The sequence below is a fragment of the Curvibacter microcysteis genome, assembly GCF_028649455.1.
In the GTDB taxonomy this organism is placed as follows: domain Bacteria; phylum Pseudomonadota; class Gammaproteobacteria; order Burkholderiales; family Burkholderiaceae_C; genus Curvibacter; species Curvibacter microcysteis.
This window is the reverse complement of sequence record NZ_JAQSIO010000002.1, coordinates 58,138-74,630: the sequence shown is the minus strand read 5'-3', so window position 1 is coordinate 74,630 and position 16,493 is coordinate 58,138. Positions and strand designations below refer to the sequence as shown.

Sequence of the window (16,493 nt, the reverse complement as noted above, 5' to 3'; positions counted from 1 at the left end):
TGCTGTTGAATGAAGTCTTCTTTTTTGCGCACCGCCCTGGTGCTGGGCCTGCTGTCGGCCATCGGTCCGTTTGCCATTGACATGTACCTGCCCGCCCTGCCTTCCATTGGGCAGAGCCTGGGTGCCTCCATGAGCGCCGTTCAGGCCAGCCTGATGGCCTTTTTCATCTCCATGGGCCTGGGCCAGATCATTTACGGCCCGGTGTCGGACATGCTGGGCCGCAAAGTACCGCTGTACTTCGGCCTGGTGTTGTTTGGCGCGGGCAGCGTGGGCTGTGCGCTGGCCCCCGACATCCACACCCTGGTGGTGCTGCGCTTCATCCAGGGCCTGGGCGCTTGCGCGGGCATGGTGATCCCGCGCGCCGTGGTGCGCGACCTGCACACCGGCCACGACGCGGCGCGGCTGATGTCGCTGCTGATGCTGGTGTTCAGCGTGTCGCCCATCCTGGCGCCACTGACCGGCAGCCTGCTGATCGAATGGGCTGGCTGGCGCAGCGTGTTCTGGGCCGTGACCCTGGCCGCCGTGTTGGGCCTGGCGCTGACCGCCACCAGCCTGCCCGAAACCCGCCCCCCCGCCGAGCGCGCGCAAAGCAGCCTGGGCGGCGCCGCCCGCGCCTATGGCAGCCTGCTGCGCGACGGCCACTTCATGGGCCTGGTGATGATTGGAGCATTTGGCATTGCGAGCTTTTTTGCCTACCTGGCCAATTCGTCCTTTGTGCTGATCGACCACTACGGCCTGAGCCCGCGCGCCTACAGCATCGCCTTTGCCGCCAACGCCGCGTCCTTCATCGGCGTGTCGCAGTTCACAGGCCGACTGGCCCAGCGCTTTGGCCTGGTGGCCGTGGTCAAGGTGGCCGTCAGCGGCTACGCCCTGACCATGGGCGCCCTGCTGGCGCTGAACCTGGCCGGTGTCGACGCGCTGGCCCCCATGCTGGTGCTGCTGTTCATTGGGTATGGCTTTTTGGGCCTGGTCGTGCCCACCACCTCGGTGTTGGCGCTGGACGCGCACGGCGCCGTGGCCGGCACCGCCTCGGCCCTGATGGGCACACTGCAATTTGCCACCGGCGCCGTGCTGATGGCCGTGGTGGGCCTGTTTGTGGACGGCAGCGCCCGCCCCATGCTGGTGGGCATTGCCGGTGCCGCCGGCCTGGCCGCGCTGCTGACCGCCATCACCCTGCGCCACCCGGCCCCCGGCCCAACCCCGGCCGGCTGACATAAAACGAAACAAACCGAAACCGGCCCGACAGGACGCCGGCGCCCCCGGGCGGCACCATCACAGCCATGTTCAACCCGTGTCTGTGAAGGACCTGCCATGAAATTCCGCCTCATCAACAAACGTGTCTTGTTCGGCCTGCTCGGCGCTGGCTTGCTGGCCGGCAGCCTGAGCGCCTACAGCCACAGCGGCGAAGGCCACTGGGGCCACGGCGAACGGGGCTCGCCCGAGTTCCGCGCCAAGATGGTCGAGCGCGTGGCCAACCGCCTGGACCTCAACACCGAGCAAAAGCAACGCCTGAACGCGCTGGCCGAGCAAATGCACCAGCAACGCCTGGCCTTGATGGGGGGCAACACCCAGCCCCGCGGCCAGTTGCTGGGCCTGATGGCTGGCACCCAGTTTGACCGCAGCAAGGCCCAGGCCCTGGTCACCGAAAAAACCACCCAGATCCAGCAGCAAAGCCCGGCCTTGATCGCCGCCATGGGTGACTTCTACGACAGCCTGAACCCCGCCCAGCAACAGAAGGTGCGCGAATTCATGCAAAAGCGCGGCCACCACGGCCCGTTCTGAACGGCAGCCTGGCGCGCATGAATGGGACAATCCGCCCCATGCCACGCATCTTGCTGATCGACGACGACGCCGACCTGGGCCCGCCCCTGGCGGCGTACTTCCAACGCTTTGAGTTGAGCCTGGAACAGGCCCTGCGCCCCAGCGCCGGCCTGGCCCGGCTGGCCGAAGGCGGCTGGGACGCGGCCATCCTCGACGTCATGCTGCCCGAGATGGACGGCTTTGCCCTGTGCCGCGAGATCCGCAAGACCAGCGACCTGCCCGTGCTGATGCTGACCGCGCGCGGCGAAGTCATGGACCGCATCGTTGGCCTGGAGCTGGGCGCCGACGACTACCTGCCCAAACCCTTTGAGCCGCGCGAGCTCGTGGCCCGGCTGCAAACCGTGCTGCGCCGCCGCGCGCCCGCGCGCCCGCCCGCGGGCGCCGCGCTGCAGTTTGAGGGCCTGGTGATCGACCCCGTCACCCGCAGCGCCCAACGCCAGGGTCAGCCGCTGGAGCTGACCAGCACCGAATTCGACCTGCTGCACCTGCTGGCACGCGAGCCCGGCCGGGTGTTCAGCCGCGACGACATCCTGAACCAGCTGCGCGGCCACGAGGCCGAGCTGTACACCCGCGCGGTGGACATCGTGGTCAGCCGCCTGCGCAAAAAGCTGGAGCCGCTGGACTGCATCAAGACCCTGCGCAACGCCGGCTACGCCCTGGGCCTGGCCCGCTTGCCCCATGCTTGACACCGCCCCCGCCAACACGCGCTGGCGCCGCGCCCGCCAAGCCCTGCGCCGGTCGCTGCGCCTGCGCCTGGTGCTGTTGTTTGTGCTGCTGGCCCTGGCCTTGAGCACCGCCTTCATGGGCGGCATGCAGCGCGCCCTGAGCGTGGGCTGGCGCGACGCCGCCCGCCCCTTGGTGATCGACTACGTGGACCGCCTGGTGGCCGACCTGGGCAGCCCCCCCAGCGCCGAGCGGGCTCAAGCCCTGGTGGACCGCCTGCCCATTGCCATCAGCATCCGAGGCCCGCAGGTCAACTGGCAGTCCGACCCGCCACCGCGCGAGGCCCCCTGGCGCCAGCGCCGCGCCTGGGGCCTGGACCGCGACCGTGATCACGGCCACGACGAAGCCAACGACAGCGACAACAACACTCCCTTGCTGCAGCGCGACACCACCGACGGCCACCACATCGAGCTGGGCCTGAACCTGGTGCGCGCCCAACACCACCCGCGCCGCATCGGCTGGTTCACGCTGGCCGTGCTGCTGCTGCTCACCGCCGGCGCCTACCTGTACCTGCGCCGCCTGCTGCGCCCGCTGGACGACATCCGCGCCGGCGCCCAGCGCTTTGGTGGGGGCGACTTTGCCCAGCCCATCCCCGTGCGCCGCCAGGACGAGCTGGGCACCCTGGCCGCCGACGTCAACACCATGGCGCGCGCCCTACACCAGATGCTGGAAGCCAAGCGCGCCCTGCTGCTGGCCATCAGCCACGAACTGCGCAGCCCACTGACCCGGGCCCGCCTGCACACCGAACTGCTGCCCGACAGCCCCGAGGCCCAGCCCCTGCGCCAGGCCCTGCTGCGCGACCTGGGCGTCATGCGCGACCTGATCACCGACCTGCTGGAAAGTGAGCGCCTGGGCAGCGGCCACAGCGCCCTGCACCTGGAGCCCACCGACCTGGCCGCGCTGGTGCGCGAGGTGGTGGCAGAAGAAGCCGGGGGTCTCGCAGACGTGGACGGCGGCGCACCGCCTGCCGCCTTGAATGCCAACCCAGCGAGCGCCGGCTCAGCCCGCCCCGCGCCCTGCAGCCCAGTCAGCCTGGACCTGGCCGAGCACGCGCCCCGGCTGATGCTGGACCGCAGCCGCATGCGCCTGCTGCTGCGCAACCTGCTGAGCAATGCGCAGCGCCACAGCGCCCAGGAGCAGGTCCAAGGAGCGCCCGCCCCCGTGGTCCGCCTGGCGGCCGATGCGCAGGGTGGCTGGACCTTGTCCGTGCGCGACTTTGGCCCCGGCGTGCCGGAGGACGTGTTGCCCCGCCTGGCCCAAGAGCCCTTTTACCGCCCCGACGCCGCCCGAGGCCGCGACACCGGCGGCGTGGGCCTGGGCCTGTACCTGTGCCGCCTGGTGGCCCAGGCGCATGGTGCGCGCTGGGAGGTGCGCAATGCAGGGCCGGGGCTGGAGTTGAGGGTAGGACTCACGGCCTGACCTGCTGCAACCCTCGCAAGGGCCTGTGACACCACCCCGCTTGAGGGCTAAGGCAGCAGCGGCACCTGCGACCCCTGCAAAGCCGTCGCCAGAGCGCCGTGCAGGTTCCCGGTGTGGGGCTCCAGCAATCCCTCCAGCGACACCCGGTGCAAGGCGGTCAGGGCCGGTCCCCATAAGGCATAGCAATCCATGCCGTACTGCTGGGCTGATCGGTAAACAATGCCCGCCAATCCGGCTGCGTGGGCCTCAGCCGCCAAGCCCTGAGTCTGGTCAAAGCGCAAGGACTGAAGCACCGGCCAACTGGGGGTGTGAGGACGCAAATCAAGCAAGCTCAACTGGGCGGTGGTTTGAACGCTCAGCAAGGCGCGCTGGGCCAACAAGGTGTAAGAGACCCCGGTGGCCTCACGACGGCAAAGCGCCTCGTAGAGCGCTGTTTCAGGTCGCTCGGCAAAGTAGGCCACTGGCTCGCCATACCGGTCGAACCGCCCACCCATCAGATGCGAGGGCGGTAGCAACAACAGGCCTCGGCCCATCTTGACGGTGCCCGCACGGGCACGCGCATGCTGGACGCGAAACAAAGGCTGCGGCGCGAGCAGATCGAACTGTGCAAGGACCTGAAGGTCGGCCAGTTTCATGGCGACTTGTCGGTTCAGGAACCGTCGACACCCGCCAGTTCCAGCACGCGGGCAGTTTGTCCTTGCTCGATGGCTTGACGGGGTGTTTGCCCCCCCAGCGCGCCCAAGGGCGTTTCGAGGAAGCTGAGCAAGGCCCAGCCCTCGCGGGTGCCCAAGGCCTGAGACAACTGAGGCATGACGTCCCACAGGGCGGGCTCAAATTGCCATCGGGGCAACCGAAAGCCACGCCGGGTTTGGGTCAACCCAATGGCGCGGCCTTTGCTGATCCAGGCGTTGATCGTGACCCTGGTCGTGCCGACCAGGTTTGCTGCCATGTCGGTGCTGAGCATGTCATCGGCCAACAGGCGGGCCATGCGGGCTGCCAAACTGCCCGCCACCAAGGCCTTGGTCTGTGTGTTGGAGACATAGGGCGAAGGCTGAACAGCCGGGGGGCCAACCCGGCGGGGATGCCGAACCCTTGCTGCAGGGGTGCTGGCCGAGCGGGTGTTCATGGGGGCCCCTTTCATGATCTAGGAGGCGGATTGACCCTGGCGCCCCGGCGGCAAAGGCCGGTGTGCGAACGCTGAGCCCGCTTGGCCAGGCAAGGCTCTCAGCCCAAGGTCACTTGACTCTCCTGATGATAACTTCGATCAACTGGATTAGTTCGTTAAGTTTCATGGCCGATGGTGACAAAGGTTCAGCCCCGCCACTGAAGTGAATCCGCCCCAGCCACCGGTGCCAGCAAGGTTACTTGCCCGAGCGCACCTTCTCCACCGCCGCAAACACCTCTTTGACCAGCGGCTCGCCGACTTGCTGGGTCAGCTTGTCGGTGGCGGGCTTGGCGCGTTCACGCAGCTTGGCGATGTCCTGGGCCGTCAGTTCGTGCACTTGCATGCCTTGCTTCTTGAGCTCGGCCAGGGCCTTGGTGGCCTCTTCACGCGCCACCTTGCGCTGGTAGAGGGCGGTTTCGCTGGCGGCGTCTTGCAGGATCTTTTGCTCGGTGGCCGAGAGCTTGTCCCAGAACTTCTTGCTGACGATCACCGCCTGCGGGGTGTACATGTGGTTGCTCAGCGTCAGGTGCTTGCTGACCTCATAGAACTTCTCGCTGACGATGTTGAGCAGCGGGTTGGTCATGCCGTCGATGGCGCCCTGTTCCAGCGCGCTGTAGGTCTCGGTGTAGGGCATGGGCGTGGCGTTGGCGCCAATGGCGTTCATGAAGTCCACGTACTGCGAGGTGGGGATGACGCGCATCTTCATGCCCTTGAGCTCATCCGCATTGCGAATCGGCTTCTTGGCGGTGTGCATTTGGCGGAAGCCCAGGTCCCAGTAGGCCAAGCCCACCAGGCCGCGCTCTTGCAGCTTGTCCAGCAGCTTGCGGCCCACGGTACCGTCGGCCACGGCGTCGGCTTCTTGCGCGTTGGCGAACAGGAAGGGGTAGTCAAAGACCGCCATTTCCTTGATGTTGCCGGCCAGCAGGCTGGCGTTCATGACGTTCATCTCCACCGTGCCGCCTTGCATGGCCGACACCACCTGGGCGTCCGGGCCCAAGGAGCCGCCGGGGAAGGACTTGACCACCATCTTGCCGCCGCTCTTCTTGGCCACCAGCTCCGCAAAGTGCTCCACGCCCATGACCTGGGGGTGGCCCTTTTGGCTGGCCGAGGGGAATTTGATGGTGCGGGCCTGGATGTCTTGCGCCGAAACGCCAAAAGACAGCAAGGAAGCAGCAGCCACAGAAGCGGCCAGGAGGGTGCGGCGGAAAGCGATCATGTAGGTCTCCATGTGGGGGGTCGAAAGCCTATTGGCAGGGAAAACACGGGCGCTTGATCAAGGCGGGGGTGGGGCGTACTGCTGGCAGCGGCGCTAGCGGGGGCTTGGGCCTTTGCTTTGCTGCCTGCGGGGCGCCACACCTTCGGCCCTGATCGGCCCTTGGCGGCGTAGTTTAGGCAGCGGGGGCGAGGCCGGGTGACTGAGGTCTGGCCATTCGTGCGGTGGGTAAACGCTACGCGCGATTGGTGGACGGAAATAGGGTTAGTGCTAGGGGGTTCTCGGCTGACGGATTGCGGCAGGGAGCGGACTGGATGTGAATCCGAGGAGTGCGGGCGATCAAAAAGAGGGGCCCTTGCTCAGGGATATTCTGGGTCGGCCAGGGGCTGGCTGCGGCCGTTCTCGCTCAGCATCTCGCGTGTCCGCTTCGGCACCATGGCGGTCCGAGCGGCGGAGGAAATCGGCGCCCGAAACCAGCGGCTCAAGGTTGGAGGTCAGCGGCGCCGGAGCCCGACAGGGCGTCGGACTCGGACACTGGCCATGAAAATGGCGAAGCCATGGTCAGTGTTGGCGTCTGCTTGACAGCCCAGTGAGGCGATGAAGCCGAACTGCTGCCGTGCACGCCAAGATGACGCCAAGGGTCACCTCGGCCCAGATGGTGGCGTTGGTCGCCAAGGTGTGCTCTGAGCAAAGTGCCAGGGTGTAGTGGAGCAGACCATCGACGCCGAGTAGGCCGTAGACCACGAGAAGCGCTGCTGCGACCCGAGCCCAGCCGATACGACCTGCGACCAGGGACATGAGGCCGACGCATGCGACACCAAGCCATGCAAGGTAGACCGTCTCACAGGTCATTGCCACGGGTAAGCCTGGATAGAAGGCGATGAACTCCGCGTTGTGAGCGAAGTGGGCAAGGCTAGCCAACGTGTAAAGGAAGAACAAAAGACTCATGTTTCAAGGAGAGGTGTGTCTTGGTGCCAGTGCAGGTGGCCCCGGTAGGCCGCTCAGGTGAATTCGAATCTGGGGCCCAAGCTGTCATGGAGGACGCCAGTCTGTCGCTCAACACGGCAAGTGTCGCCGAATCGGCCCGGCCCGCCTCGCCCCAGGTCGTTGGGGCACCTGATCCTAACCCCTGTTCGCGGGTGTCCATCCGCTTTCAGCGGTCTGCGGCACCCGGCTGAGATGGGCCAAGCTGAGGTGGCGGGCTTCTTGCCGCACCTGGCCATGCAGACGGGCTGGGCGGCATCCACCCATCGGCAAGCCCGACCAGCCCCCCTTCAATCCAACTTGACCCCAATCTCCGCCAGCACCTTCCGATGGCGCTCGTGCTGGGCCCGCGCGTCATCGGCGTCTTCCTGCGGGCTGCTCACCTGCGGCAGCCTGTCAAAAGCCTCCAGCGGCTTCAGGTAGGCCGGGTCGCTGAAACCTTTGCGCGGCAAACGTCCAGGCCAGTCGCGACGCATCAGGCCCCCGCCCATCGGCAAACGGCTGGTTGGCAGCGCCCCCGCTCCAGGCGTGACCGAGGCCAGCCACCAGCACCAGCCTGGCCACCAAGCGATCCCGGTTCTTGAAGTCCGTCACGGCCATGGCATAGCGCTGGCCTCGCTGCCGTCGGTGAACCTGACCTGAGCGCGCCGCAGCCGCCTGTGCCCAGTTCTGGGCGGCCGCCTCGGCATTGGTCGGTGAAACCGTCGTGTCCGCATCGCCATGAATGACCATCAGCGCTGGCCAATCCGTCGCCATGTCGTTCGGGGTGGCGTCCAAGGGCAGGGTTGGGCGCCGTCCTCGCATGGCGCTGAACGCCGTCAAAGTGAAGTGTGCGGTTCCGGGCGCCACCCCCGAGTGCATCACCAGTGCTTTGAACTGACTTGGGTGGCGGGTGACCAACAGCGCGGCCATGCTGGCGCCGGCAGACAAGCCTGCGATGGCGATTTGCTGGGGGTTCACCGGGTTCAGTGTGCACACCTGATCGATTGCCTTCAGGATGAGCTCAGCTTCGGCATGGGCGCGGCCGTGGCGGGTCTCAAACCAGTTCCAGCACCGCTGCGGGTTGGACAGGGGGTCCTGCTCTGGGTACAGCACCAGGAATCGCTTCTCGGCCGCAATGCGGTTCATGCCCGTGCACATCGCAAAACCCTCAGCGTCCTGCCCGCAGCCGTGCAGCATCACCATGAGCGCCAAGCGTTCGCCCGTCTTGATGTCCGGCGGACAGTAAAGACGGTACCGAAGGGCGCCATCCATGCCAATGGCCAGGCCCTGCCTCCAGGTGCCAGCGCCAACGCCAAGGCCGGGCCGTGGCGTGACGGCATCGCGCCGTGCCTGCTTCAACACCCGGCCGGCTGATGCGCTGGTCATGCGCGCGAGGGTCATGGCGCCCCGGGTGAACGCCCTGGCCCAACGCGCGGCGCGCAAGCGCTTTTTCATGCCACAGGCTTCATGGTCAGACTCGGATTTCTGTGTGATTCAAGGTGTGGCGCCTCGGGTTGGACTGGCGTCCAGGCGGGCCCATCAGGGCCCATCTGACCTGGCTGGCCTTCACACCTCGCCATAAGGCGCGCCGTAGAACTTGTGGATGCTTCCGGCCCAGGCCTTGTCGGCAATGGCAGGCCAGTGGCCCTTGTCGAAGCCCGGTGCATTCTTGAGAACATCCTTTGGCGTATTGAGCGTGAAGCGCTTGTTTTCGGTGTCCAGCGTCAGGGCCGCCCAAGGCACGGCGAACAGTTTGTCGCCCATGCCCAGCAAGCCACCAAAAGACAGCACCGCCCAGTCGATCTGGCCGGTCGCCAGGACGACCATGAACTCCTTGATGTCGCCGAGCTTCATCTGACTGCCAACTTTGGCAGCGTGGGGGAGCAGCTGATGCACCCTATCGCACTGTTTCCAAAGGGTCTGTGCTGAAGCCCACGAAGGCTTGCCGCAGGCCCCGCCGGATGCCCAACCCCAGCAGCAGGGGAACATGCAACGCCGGCGGCCCCTCAGCGGCCACCCCGCCAGAATTTTTAAGAACCAAATGAAATAAAAACAGTGAGAAATATAAATTAATGTTATATTTGAGCCGTGGAATCCAGATCAACGCCCTCTAGGCAATGGCCACGGACCACACCCCAAAGAATGAGCCACCTCCTGCGAGGCAGGCCGTCCAGTTGGTCTGTAGAGCTGCAGCCAACCGTGTTTCCCATGCTCACGCAGCTTGTTTCAAGCCTGCGTTTCTGAATGAATCAGATTTCAAAGACCTCCATTTCCATGGGCAAGTACGTCGTTTCGCCCACGACACACCCGACCGATTGCGGCCGCTTCCGCGCCTCTTTTTCGGTCCACCGTTCCATGGGGAACGGCAGCTACTGCCGCGTTTTCCGCTTCGACCAGGCCTTCGCCTCCCGTGAAGCGGCCCGGCTCTTCGCCGTGACGCAAGGCTGGTTGCAGACCTGCATGGCATCGCCGCCTGTTTGCTGACGACTCGCTCCAGGCAGGTCCGAACCAATCCCCCCAAGCTGCAGCGCGCCTCACCGGCGCCCGCCAGCATCCCGAATGGGTGCCACAAGCTGCGCACCGTACCCCAGAAAGGCTCCAACATGAGCACCAAAATCTACGTGGGCAACCTGCCCTACTCTGTCGACGACGCCAGCCTGAAAAGCAATTTTTCCGAGTTCGGCAGCGTTTCATCCGCCAAGGTCATGATGGACCGCGAAACGAGCCGTTCCAAGGGCTTCGGCTTTGTCGAAATGGCTTCCCTTGAGGTGGCCCAGGCCGCCATCACGGGCCTGAATGGCATGTCGGTCGATGGCCGATCGATTGTCGTGAACCTGGCCCGCCCTCGCGAAGAAAGCAACAAGTCCAGCGGCTACGGCGCTGCGGGGTACACCGCCACCCAACGCAAAGACGTGGGCTACGGCACGGGCGGGTACGGCGGCGGACGCTACTGATCTCAGTCCACCCCAGTCAAAGGCCTGCTCATGTGAGTGGGCCTTTTTTTTCATCCATGCAGATTCATTCGCACACCAGCGGCCTGCCACGCCCCCAGGACACTTTGACCAAATCCCATCCCACCACCACGCCTGACCCTCGCCTCAACCAGATACTCGCTGCACTGCCCGCTGCAGACTACGCCCGCTTGCGGCCAGAGCTCGAACTGGTGGAGATGCCACGCGGCTGGACCATGTCGGAATCCGGTGACCATGTGACGCACCTCCACTTTCCCACCTCGGGCATTGTGTCTTTGGTCTACGCATTGGAGGACGGCGCCTCCAGCGAGATCGCGCTGGTCGGCAACGAGGGCTTGATCGGCATTTCGATCTACATGGGGGGTGAGAGCCTGCCCAGCAGCACCGAGGTGCAATGTGCTGGCCAGGCCTATCGGCTGAGCCGCCAGGTCATGAAGCGTGAGTTTGCCCTGGGCGGCCAGTTGCAGCATCTGGCCCTGCTCTACACCCAAGCCCTGATTGTGCAGACCTCGCAAATGGCAGTTTGCAACCAGCACCATGCCGTTGAGCAGCGGTTGGCCCGCTGGATTTTGATGAGCATGGACCGGCTGCACAGCCACAAGATGTCCATCACCCAGGAGCGGATCTCGCTCATGCTGGGCGTGCGCCGCGAAAGCATCACCGTGGCAGCCGGGGCGCTGCAAAAGGACGGCATGATCGAAAGAACGCGCGGGGTCATCAAGTTGGTGGATCGCCCGCGCTTGGAAGAGCGCGTCTGTGAGTGCTACCTGGCCGTCAAACACGAATGCGAGCGTTTGATGGCTCACGCAGGGACCCCCAGATCGGACGCCTGAGGCTTTGCCCAAGGCCTGCCTTGGATGGAGAAAGCCTCCGACGCCCCAATCCAGCGGCCGCCCCCCAGCCGCGAGCTGGCCTCCAGCTCGATGCGCAGCCCAATTCAGGCGGCGACAGGGCAGATTGGCCCCTCAATCCAACTTGAAGCCAATCTCCGCCAGCATCTTCTGGTCGCGCTCGTACTGGGCCCGCGCGTAATCGGCGTATTCCTGCGGGCTGCTCAGCTGCGGCAGCATGTCAAAGGCCTCCAGCTGCTTCAGGTAGGCCGGGTCGCTGGCGGCTTTGCGGAAGGCTTCGTGCAGGCGCTGCTGCACCTCGGGCGGCAGGCGCTTGGGGGCGACCAGGCCGACGGGCGAGTCGATGGACACGGCGTAGCCCAGCTCCTTGGTGGTGGGCACCTCGGGGTAGCTTTTGAGGCGCTGGTCTGAAAACACCGCCAGCAAGCGGGCCCGACCGCCTTGCACCTGGGGGCCAAAGCCGGGGTCACCATACACGTCCAGGTGGCGGCCGATCAGGGCCTGGAAGGCCTCGGCCCCGCCTTTGAAAGACACCATGTTGAAGGACGTGCCCGCACCGCGCGCCACGCGTTCGGCGCTGATGCGGTTGATGCTGATGGCGCCCACATTGCCCCAGCTGATGGCGCCGGGGCGGGCCTTGGCGTCGGCCATCAGCTCGGCAAAGGTCTTCCAGGGCGCGTCGCGCGCGACGCTCACGCCGGTGACCAAACCAAACAGGCTGCCCAGGTAGGTGAAGTCCTTGAGCGGGTCCCAGCTCACGCGCTGCACCAGGGGCGCCCGGATGACCGAGTTGTGCATGACGGCCAGGGTGTAGCCGTCACCCTCACTCAGGCGCGCCAGGTTGGCCGTGCCCGCCACGCCGCCCGCGCCAGGCTGGTGCATCAGCACCACGGGCTGGCCCAGGTCGCGCGACGCGGCTTCGGCCAGGCTGCGGAACACGGGGTCGAACGAGCCCCCGGGCGGAAAGGGCAGCACCAGCTGGATGGGCTTGACCGGAAAGCGCTCGGCCGCCTGGGCCGGTGCGCCCACCAGGCTGGCCAGGCCCAGGGCCGACAGGCCGGCTAGGCACTGGCGCCGGTTGGGATGACAGGGTTGGTGGGGCTGGTGCAGCTTGCGGGGGGGCTGGGTCATGCGGGTCTCCGGGTCTTTTGTCGGTTGGGGGCTCGAAAAGAAAGTGCCTCAGCCCGGGGTGAGCGGCTGGGGCGGCTGGCTTGACTTGGGCAGCGGCAGGTAGCGAAAGCTGCCCTGCGCGCGGGCCACCACCCGCCCTTCGGCGTCGGTGACCACGGCGCGGCAGGTGGCGATTTGCGCGTCGCAGGCCAGCAGCTCGCCATCGCAACTCAGGCGGCCCCGGCCGGGCCCCAAAAAACTGGTGTTCAGGTTCAGGGTGACGGCGGTGCATTCAAAGTTCCGGTGCGACACGGCCGCGCTGGCCATGGCCACGTCCAGCAGGGTGACGACCACGCCACCGTGCACGGCGCCGATGACATTGCCCAGCTCTTCGCGGGCGTCAATGCTCAGGCGGGCGCGGCCGCCTTCGGAGAACTCGCGCCGCATCTGCAGCCAGGCCATGAAGGGCACCTGGCTGAAGATCTGCTTGGGGTCGTGCACGGCCACGGGCTGGGGGCCTGCCGGCTGGGTCGGTTCGGCCGCAGGGGCCGTGCGGGTGGCTTCGCTCATGCCGCCAACTGCTGGCGCAGCACGGTCTTGAGCACCTTGCCCGCCGCCGACAGGGGCAGCGCGGGCACCAGGCTGAGGCCGCGCGGGCATTTGTAGCCGGCCAGTTGCTCGCGGCACCAGTCGCGCAGGTCTTGCAGCGGCAGTTGCTCGGGCAAGGTGCCCGCCACCGGCACCAGCACCGCATGCACCACCTCGCCCCAATGCGGGTCGGGCAGGCCGATCACCGCCGCTTGCGACACCAGCGGGTGGGTGCGCAGCACGCTTTCGACTTCGGCGCAGTACACGTTCTCGCCGCCCGAGATGATCATGTCCTTCAAGCGGTCGACGATGAACAGGTAGCCCTGTGCGTCCATGCGGCCGGCGTCGCCGGTGTGGAACCAGCCGCCGCGCAGGGCGTCTGCGCTGGCCTGTGGCAGGTGCCAGTAGCCCCGGGTGACCATGGGGCCGCGCACCACGATCTCGCCCACCTGGCCGGGGGGCAGCTCGCGCCCGCTTTCGTCCACGATCAAGATCTCGGCGCCCAGGCCCGCACGACCCACCGAATTCAGCCGCCCCTGGGCCAGGGCCTCGGGGTGGCGGTGGTTGTCGGGCAGGTTGATGCACACCGCACCGGCGGTTTCGGTCAAACCATAGGCCTGGAAGAACTCCGCCTGCGGCCAGGCCTGCAAGGCGCGCCGGAGCAAATCCGGCGGCATGGGGGCGGCGCCAAAGGCAATGCGGTTCAGGCTGCGCACGCGCGGCGGGCTGAAGCTGGGTTCGTCCAGCAAGGACTGCAGCATGGTGGGCACGACCACCATGTCGCTGATCTGGTGCTGCTCAATGGCCTGCAGCACGGCCGCCGGTTTGAAGTGGGCCATGGTGACGCAGGTGCCGCCCACCAGGGTCTGCCCCACCAGCCGCCCCAGGCCCGCCACATGGAACAGCGGCGCCACCAGCAGCGAGACGGCCTCGGGCGCATTGTTCAGCTCCGCGCCCCGGGTCATCGAGGCGGACCAGAAATTGGCGTGGCTCAGCATCACCCCCTTGGACCGACCCGTGGTGCCCCCGGTGTACAGGATGGCGGCCAAGGCGTCGCCCCCCACGCGCAGGTCGGGCACGGGGCTCTGGCCCTCGGCTTCTTGCGCCCACTGGGCCAGGTCGATCACGCTCAGCGGCAGCCCCTGCGCCAGCGGGGCCAGGGACTCGTCCACCACCAGCAGGGCGGCGCCGCTGTCTTCGACGGCGTAGGCCACCTCGGGCGCGCTCCAGCGCACATTCAGCGGGCAAGCCACCGCCCCCAGCCACCAGCAGGCGAACAACGCGCGCACCAGCAGGTCGTGGTTGGGCGCCAGCAAGGCCACCCGGTCGCCGCCCTGAACGCCCCGGGCCTGCAGCGCCGCCGCGTGCCGGGCGGTGTCGTGCAGCAACTGGGCAAAACTGTGTTCACGCACCCCGCCATCGGTCAGGTGGCGCAGAGCGGGCTTGTCGGGGTGTCGCTGCAATGATCGGTGCAGGCCTTGGGTGAGGTACACGGTGGGGGCTACCTGGTTCAGGGAAGGGTCGATCGGATGGGTTCGAGCCGCAAGCGTAGGCAGCCCCCCGCCCTGCGCCAATGGCTGGACCGGCCAATGCACTTGGCGAAAACTGACAGCCTTCCCCTGGGCAGCCGACGCTGCCCGCTCCCTTCCGCCCTTCAGGCCTTCAAGGGCTGGCCGTGCTGCCCCAAAGGCAAGCCCTGGGTTTCGGCCACCAGCCAGTCCTTGAACAGCTTGAGCGTGGGGGTTTCCGCCTTGTGCTCGGGGTAGGCCAGGTAATAGGCCCGGTCGCTGGGGCAGGCGTGGTTGATCGGAATGATCAGGCGCCCTGAGGCGATGTCGCCCCCCAGGTCGTACTCGGGCACCAGCGCCACGCCCAGGCCCACGACCGCGGCCTCCAGGGACATGAAGAAGAGCTCATAGCTCGGGCCCGCCAGCTCATTGCCGGGCATGTGGCCCAGGGACTCAAACCACTGGCGCCAGGCGTAGGGGCGTGTGCTTTGCTGCAGCAAAGGCAATTGCGCCATCTCTTCAGGCGTGAGGTGGGTTCTCGGGGCAATCAAGTCGGGGCTGCAAACCGGGATCAGCGCTTCCGGCATCAGTCGGGTGGTGGTGGCGCCGGGCCAATTGCCGTCGCCGGCGTAGATGGCCGCGTCGATCCGCGTGTCATCGAACAAGAAGGGGCGGGTGCGGCTGCTCAGGTTGATGGTGATGTCCGGGTGCCGCTTCGAGAAAGCGGCCAGGCGCGGAATCAACCACCGGGTGCCAAAGGTGGGGACCACCGCCAACTCCAGGCGCCCGCCGCGCCCCTGGCGCGCCATCAGGTCCAGGGTGTCGCGCTCCACGTCATCCAGGCGTTGGGTGACTTGGCGGTGGTAGACCTCGCCCGCCTCCGTCAACAGCACGCCGCGCCGGGTGCGGCGGAACAACTTGACGCCCAAAAACTCTTCGAGCCCGCCGATCTGGCGGCAGATCGCGCTTTGCGTCAGGGCCAACTCGTGCGCGGCCTCGGTGAAGCTGGAGTGGCGTGCGGCGGCTTCAAAAGCACTCAAGGCACTGGTACTGGGGATTTTTCTTCGCATGGCGTCATTCTGCTTCGGAGTGCAAAAAACGCAATGCATAGTGAAAAGATATCGTTTGAATACAGGGCGTTCGCTCTATACAGTCCGGCGGTCTGAGTTAACAAATGACTTGAATGCAGATCTAAGGGTTTTCCTGGGCCTGCAAGACCGCCCGGGCAGTGCCAGGGCTGGGCGGTTTGGACCTTTTATTCATTCGCTACTGAAAGTCGAACATGAAACTTTTGTCGTTCCAGCACCAAGGTGTGGCCTCTTGGGGTGCGGTGGTCGGTGACCACGTGGCCGATCTCGGACGCGCTCACCCGCAGTTCCCGACCTTGCAGTCCTACCTGGCGGCGGGCCGCCTGCCCAACCTGGCCCAGGACGCGGCCTTTGTGAAGGCCGATGTGCCGCTGGCCGAGATCGAGTACCTGCCCGTCATCACCCAGCCCGAAAAAATCGTCTGCGCCATTCGCAACTACCACGACCACCACAAGGAAGTCGTGGCCGCCGGCCTGGACCGCGAACTGTCCAGCCACCCGCCCATCTTCCTGCGCACCTGGCGCTCGCAAGTCGCCCATGGCCAACCCATCCTGCGCCCGGACTGCTCGGACTCGCTGGACTGGGAAGGCGAACTGGCCGTGGTGATTGGCCGCAGCGGCCGCAACATCCCCGAGGACCAGGCGCACGAGTACGTGGCCGGCTACTCCATCTACAACGACGCCAGCATCCGCGAGTGGCAGTTCCACGCCAAGGCCATCGCTGCCGGCAAGAACTTTGAATCCACCGGCGCCTTCGGCCCCTGGATGGTCACCGCCGACGAGATCGACCCAGCCCGCCCGCTGGAGCTGAGCACCCGCCTCAACGGCGAGCGCATGCAAAGCACGAACACCGGCAACATGATTTTCTCGGTGGCCCAGCAAATCGCCTATGCCTCCACCATCTTCACGCTGGTCCCCGGCGACGTCATCGTCACCGGCACACCGGGCGGTGTGGGCTGGAGCCGCAAGCCGCCACGCTTCATGGTGCCCGGCGATGTGGTCGAAGTGGAAATCGAAGGCATCGGCGTGCTGAGCAACCCCATCGCCCAGGCCCGCCAATAAGAACCCCG

General features: G+C 66.4%; 18 protein-coding genes. 8 read left to right on the top strand and 10 right to left on the bottom strand.

Annotation, left to right across the window (positions count from 1 at the left end):
* The first annotated feature begins 9 nt into the window (after positions 1–9).
* The 4 genes from PSQ39_RS05485 to PSQ39_RS05470 all read left to right on the top strand — a co-directional run bounded on the left by PSQ39_RS05485 (position 10) and on the right by PSQ39_RS05470 (position 3,963).
* Positions 10–1,212, top strand: a complete 1,203-nt coding sequence (locus tag PSQ39_RS05485) for a multidrug effflux MFS transporter (protein ID WP_273925714.1) — start codon at positions 10–12, stop codon at positions 1,210–1,212.
* Positions 1,213–1,311: 99 nt separating this feature from the next.
* Positions 1,312–1,782 carry a Spy/CpxP family protein refolding chaperone gene (locus PSQ39_RS05480; protein ID WP_273925713.1) on the top strand — a complete coding sequence of 157 codons (471 nt, stop codon included), beginning with the start codon at positions 1,312–1,314 and terminating at the stop codon, positions 1,780–1,782.
* A 38-nt stretch (positions 1,783–1,820) separates the two neighbouring features.
* Complete coding sequence (locus tag PSQ39_RS05475; RefSeq protein WP_273925712.1) at positions 1,821–2,507, top strand: response regulator transcription factor; 687 nt, start codon at positions 1,821–1,823, stop codon at positions 2,505–2,507.
* Positions 2,500–3,963 carry a HAMP domain-containing sensor histidine kinase gene (locus PSQ39_RS05470; protein ID WP_273925711.1) on the top strand — a complete coding sequence of 488 codons (1,464 nt, stop codon included), beginning with the start codon at positions 2,500–2,502 and terminating at the stop codon, positions 3,961–3,963. The genes PSQ39_RS05475 and PSQ39_RS05470 overlap by 8 nt, the downstream gene beginning before the upstream one ends.
* Before the next feature lie 47 nt (positions 3,964–4,010).
* Here the strand turns inward: PSQ39_RS05470 and PSQ39_RS05465 are convergent, their stop codons facing one another.
* The 6 genes from PSQ39_RS05465 to PSQ39_RS05440 form a co-directional block, all read right to left on the bottom strand.
* Positions 4,011–4,598: an RES family NAD+ phosphorylase gene (locus PSQ39_RS05465; RefSeq protein WP_273925710.1), complete on the bottom strand. Its 588-nt coding sequence runs from the start codon at positions 4,596–4,598 to the stop codon at positions 4,011–4,013.
* A gap of 14 nt (positions 4,599–4,612) precedes the next feature.
* On the bottom strand, positions 4,613–5,089 hold the full coding sequence (locus tag PSQ39_RS05460) for a hypothetical protein (protein WP_273925709.1): 477 nt from the start codon (positions 5,087–5,089) through the stop codon (positions 4,613–4,615).
* 235 nt (positions 5,090–5,324) lie between these two features.
* Entirely contained in the window at positions 5,325–6,344 is a 1,020-nt protein-coding gene (locus PSQ39_RS05455) for a TRAP transporter substrate-binding protein (RefSeq protein WP_273925708.1), read from the bottom strand.
* Positions 6,345–6,902: 558 nt separating this feature from the next.
* Positions 6,903–7,289, bottom strand: coding sequence for a hypothetical protein (locus tag PSQ39_RS05450; protein ID WP_273925707.1), 387 nt, complete (start codon positions 7,287–7,289; stop codon positions 6,903–6,905).
* Between the two features lie 432 nt (positions 7,290–7,721).
* A complete protein-coding gene (locus PSQ39_RS05445; protein WP_273925706.1) occupies positions 7,722–8,762 on the bottom strand; it encodes an extracellular catalytic domain type 1 short-chain-length polyhydroxyalkanoate depolymerase in 1,041 nt (346 codons plus the stop codon).
* 111 nt (positions 8,763–8,873) lie between these two features.
* Positions 8,874–9,161: a PRC-barrel domain-containing protein gene (locus PSQ39_RS05440; protein WP_273925705.1), complete on the bottom strand. Its 288-nt coding sequence runs from the start codon at positions 9,159–9,161 to the stop codon at positions 8,874–8,876.
* Between the two features lie 390 nt (positions 9,162–9,551).
* Here PSQ39_RS05440 and PSQ39_RS05435 point away from each other — a divergent pair, with 390 nt between their 5' ends.
* The 3 genes from PSQ39_RS05435 (at position 9,552) to PSQ39_RS05425 (ending at position 11,112) form a co-directional block, all read left to right on the top strand.
* The gene (locus tag PSQ39_RS05435) at positions 9,552–9,791 is read left to right on the top strand and encodes a hypothetical protein (protein WP_273925704.1); all 240 of its coding nucleotides are present in this window, start codon (positions 9,552–9,554) and stop codon (positions 9,789–9,791) included.
* Between the two features lie 119 nt (positions 9,792–9,910).
* Entirely contained in the window at positions 9,911–10,261 is a 351-nt protein-coding gene (locus PSQ39_RS05430; RefSeq protein WP_273925703.1) for an RNA recognition motif domain-containing protein, read from the top strand.
* A gap of 56 nt (positions 10,262–10,317) precedes the next feature.
* On the top strand, positions 10,318–11,112 hold the full coding sequence (locus PSQ39_RS05425; RefSeq protein WP_273925702.1) for a Crp/Fnr family transcriptional regulator: 795 nt from the start codon (positions 10,318–10,320) through the stop codon (positions 11,110–11,112).
* A 132-nt stretch (positions 11,113–11,244) separates the two neighbouring features.
* On the opposite strand, the gene PSQ39_RS05420 is transcribed toward PSQ39_RS05425, so the two are convergent.
* The 4 genes from PSQ39_RS05420 to gcvA form a co-directional block, all read right to left on the bottom strand.
* Entirely contained in the window at positions 11,245–12,261 is a 1,017-nt protein-coding gene (locus PSQ39_RS05420) for a Bug family tripartite tricarboxylate transporter substrate binding protein (RefSeq protein ID WP_273925701.1), read from the bottom strand.
* Between the two features lie 48 nt (positions 12,262–12,309).
* On the bottom strand, positions 12,310–12,810 hold the full coding sequence (locus PSQ39_RS05415) for a PaaI family thioesterase (RefSeq protein WP_273925700.1): 501 nt from the start codon (positions 12,808–12,810) through the stop codon (positions 12,310–12,312).
* Entirely contained in the window at positions 12,807–14,321 is a 1,515-nt protein-coding gene (locus PSQ39_RS05410) for a class I adenylate-forming enzyme family protein (RefSeq protein WP_273925699.1), read from the bottom strand. The genes PSQ39_RS05415 and PSQ39_RS05410 overlap by 4 nt, the downstream gene beginning before the upstream one ends.
* A 161-nt stretch (positions 14,322–14,482) precedes the next feature.
* Positions 14,483–15,406 carry a transcriptional regulator GcvA gene (gene gcvA, locus PSQ39_RS05405; protein ID WP_273925698.1) on the bottom strand — a complete coding sequence of 308 codons (924 nt, stop codon included), beginning with the start codon at positions 15,404–15,406 and terminating at the stop codon, positions 14,483–14,485.
* 212 nt (positions 15,407–15,618) lie between these two features.
* Between gcvA and PSQ39_RS05400 the strand changes: the two genes are divergently transcribed.
* A complete protein-coding gene (locus PSQ39_RS05400) occupies positions 15,619–16,485 on the top strand; it encodes a fumarylacetoacetate hydrolase family protein (protein WP_273925697.1) in 867 nt (288 codons plus the stop codon).
* Positions 16,486–16,493 lie beyond the last annotated feature (8 nt).

Excerpts from the sequence above, each read along its gene's own strand:
- PSQ39_RS05485 (WP_273925714.1), top strand. The coding sequence starts at position 10 with ATGAAGTCTTCTTTTTTGCGCACCGCCCTGGTGCTGGGCCTGCTGTCG.
- PSQ39_RS05480 (WP_273925713.1), top strand. The coding sequence starts at position 1,312 with ATGAAATTCCGCCTCATCAACAAACGTGTCTTGTTCGGCCTGCTCGGC.
- PSQ39_RS05475 (WP_273925712.1), top strand. The coding sequence starts at position 1,821 with ATGCCACGCATCTTGCTGATCGACGACGACGCCGACCTGGGCCCGCCC.
- PSQ39_RS05470 (WP_273925711.1), top strand. The coding sequence starts at position 2,500 with ATGCTTGACACCGCCCCCGCCAACACGCGCTGGCGCCGCGCCCGCCAA.
- PSQ39_RS05465 (WP_273925710.1), bottom strand. The coding sequence starts at position 4,598 with ATGAAACTGGCCGACCTTCAGGTCCTTGCACAGTTCGATCTGCTCGCG.
- PSQ39_RS05460 (WP_273925709.1), bottom strand. The coding sequence starts at position 5,089 with ATGAACACCCGCTCGGCCAGCACCCCTGCAGCAAGGGTTCGGCATCCC.
- PSQ39_RS05455 (WP_273925708.1), bottom strand. The coding sequence starts at position 6,344 with ATGATCGCTTTCCGCCGCACCCTCCTGGCCGCTTCTGTGGCTGCTGCT.
- PSQ39_RS05450 (WP_273925707.1), bottom strand. The coding sequence starts at position 7,289 with ATGAGTCTTTTGTTCTTCCTTTACACGTTGGCTAGCCTTGCCCACTTC.
- PSQ39_RS05445 (WP_273925706.1), bottom strand. The coding sequence starts at position 8,762 with ATGAAAAAGCGCTTGCGCGCCGCGCGTTGGGCCAGGGCGTTCACCCGG.
- PSQ39_RS05440 (WP_273925705.1), bottom strand. The coding sequence starts at position 9,161 with ATGAAGCTCGGCGACATCAAGGAGTTCATGGTCGTCCTGGCGACCGGC.
- PSQ39_RS05435 (WP_273925704.1), top strand. The coding sequence starts at position 9,552 with ATGAATCAGATTTCAAAGACCTCCATTTCCATGGGCAAGTACGTCGTT.
- PSQ39_RS05430 (WP_273925703.1), top strand. The coding sequence starts at position 9,911 with ATGAGCACCAAAATCTACGTGGGCAACCTGCCCTACTCTGTCGACGAC.
- PSQ39_RS05425 (WP_273925702.1), top strand. The coding sequence starts at position 10,318 with ATGCAGATTCATTCGCACACCAGCGGCCTGCCACGCCCCCAGGACACT.
- PSQ39_RS05420 (WP_273925701.1), bottom strand. The coding sequence starts at position 12,261 with ATGACCCAGCCCCCCCGCAAGCTGCACCAGCCCCACCAACCCTGTCAT.
- PSQ39_RS05415 (WP_273925700.1), bottom strand. The coding sequence starts at position 12,810 with ATGAGCGAAGCCACCCGCACGGCCCCTGCGGCCGAACCGACCCAGCCG.
- gcvA (WP_273925698.1), bottom strand. The coding sequence starts at position 15,406 with ATGCGAAGAAAAATCCCCAGTACCAGTGCCTTGAGTGCTTTTGAAGCC.
- PSQ39_RS05400 (WP_273925697.1), top strand. The coding sequence starts at position 15,619 with ATGAAACTTTTGTCGTTCCAGCACCAAGGTGTGGCCTCTTGGGGTGCG.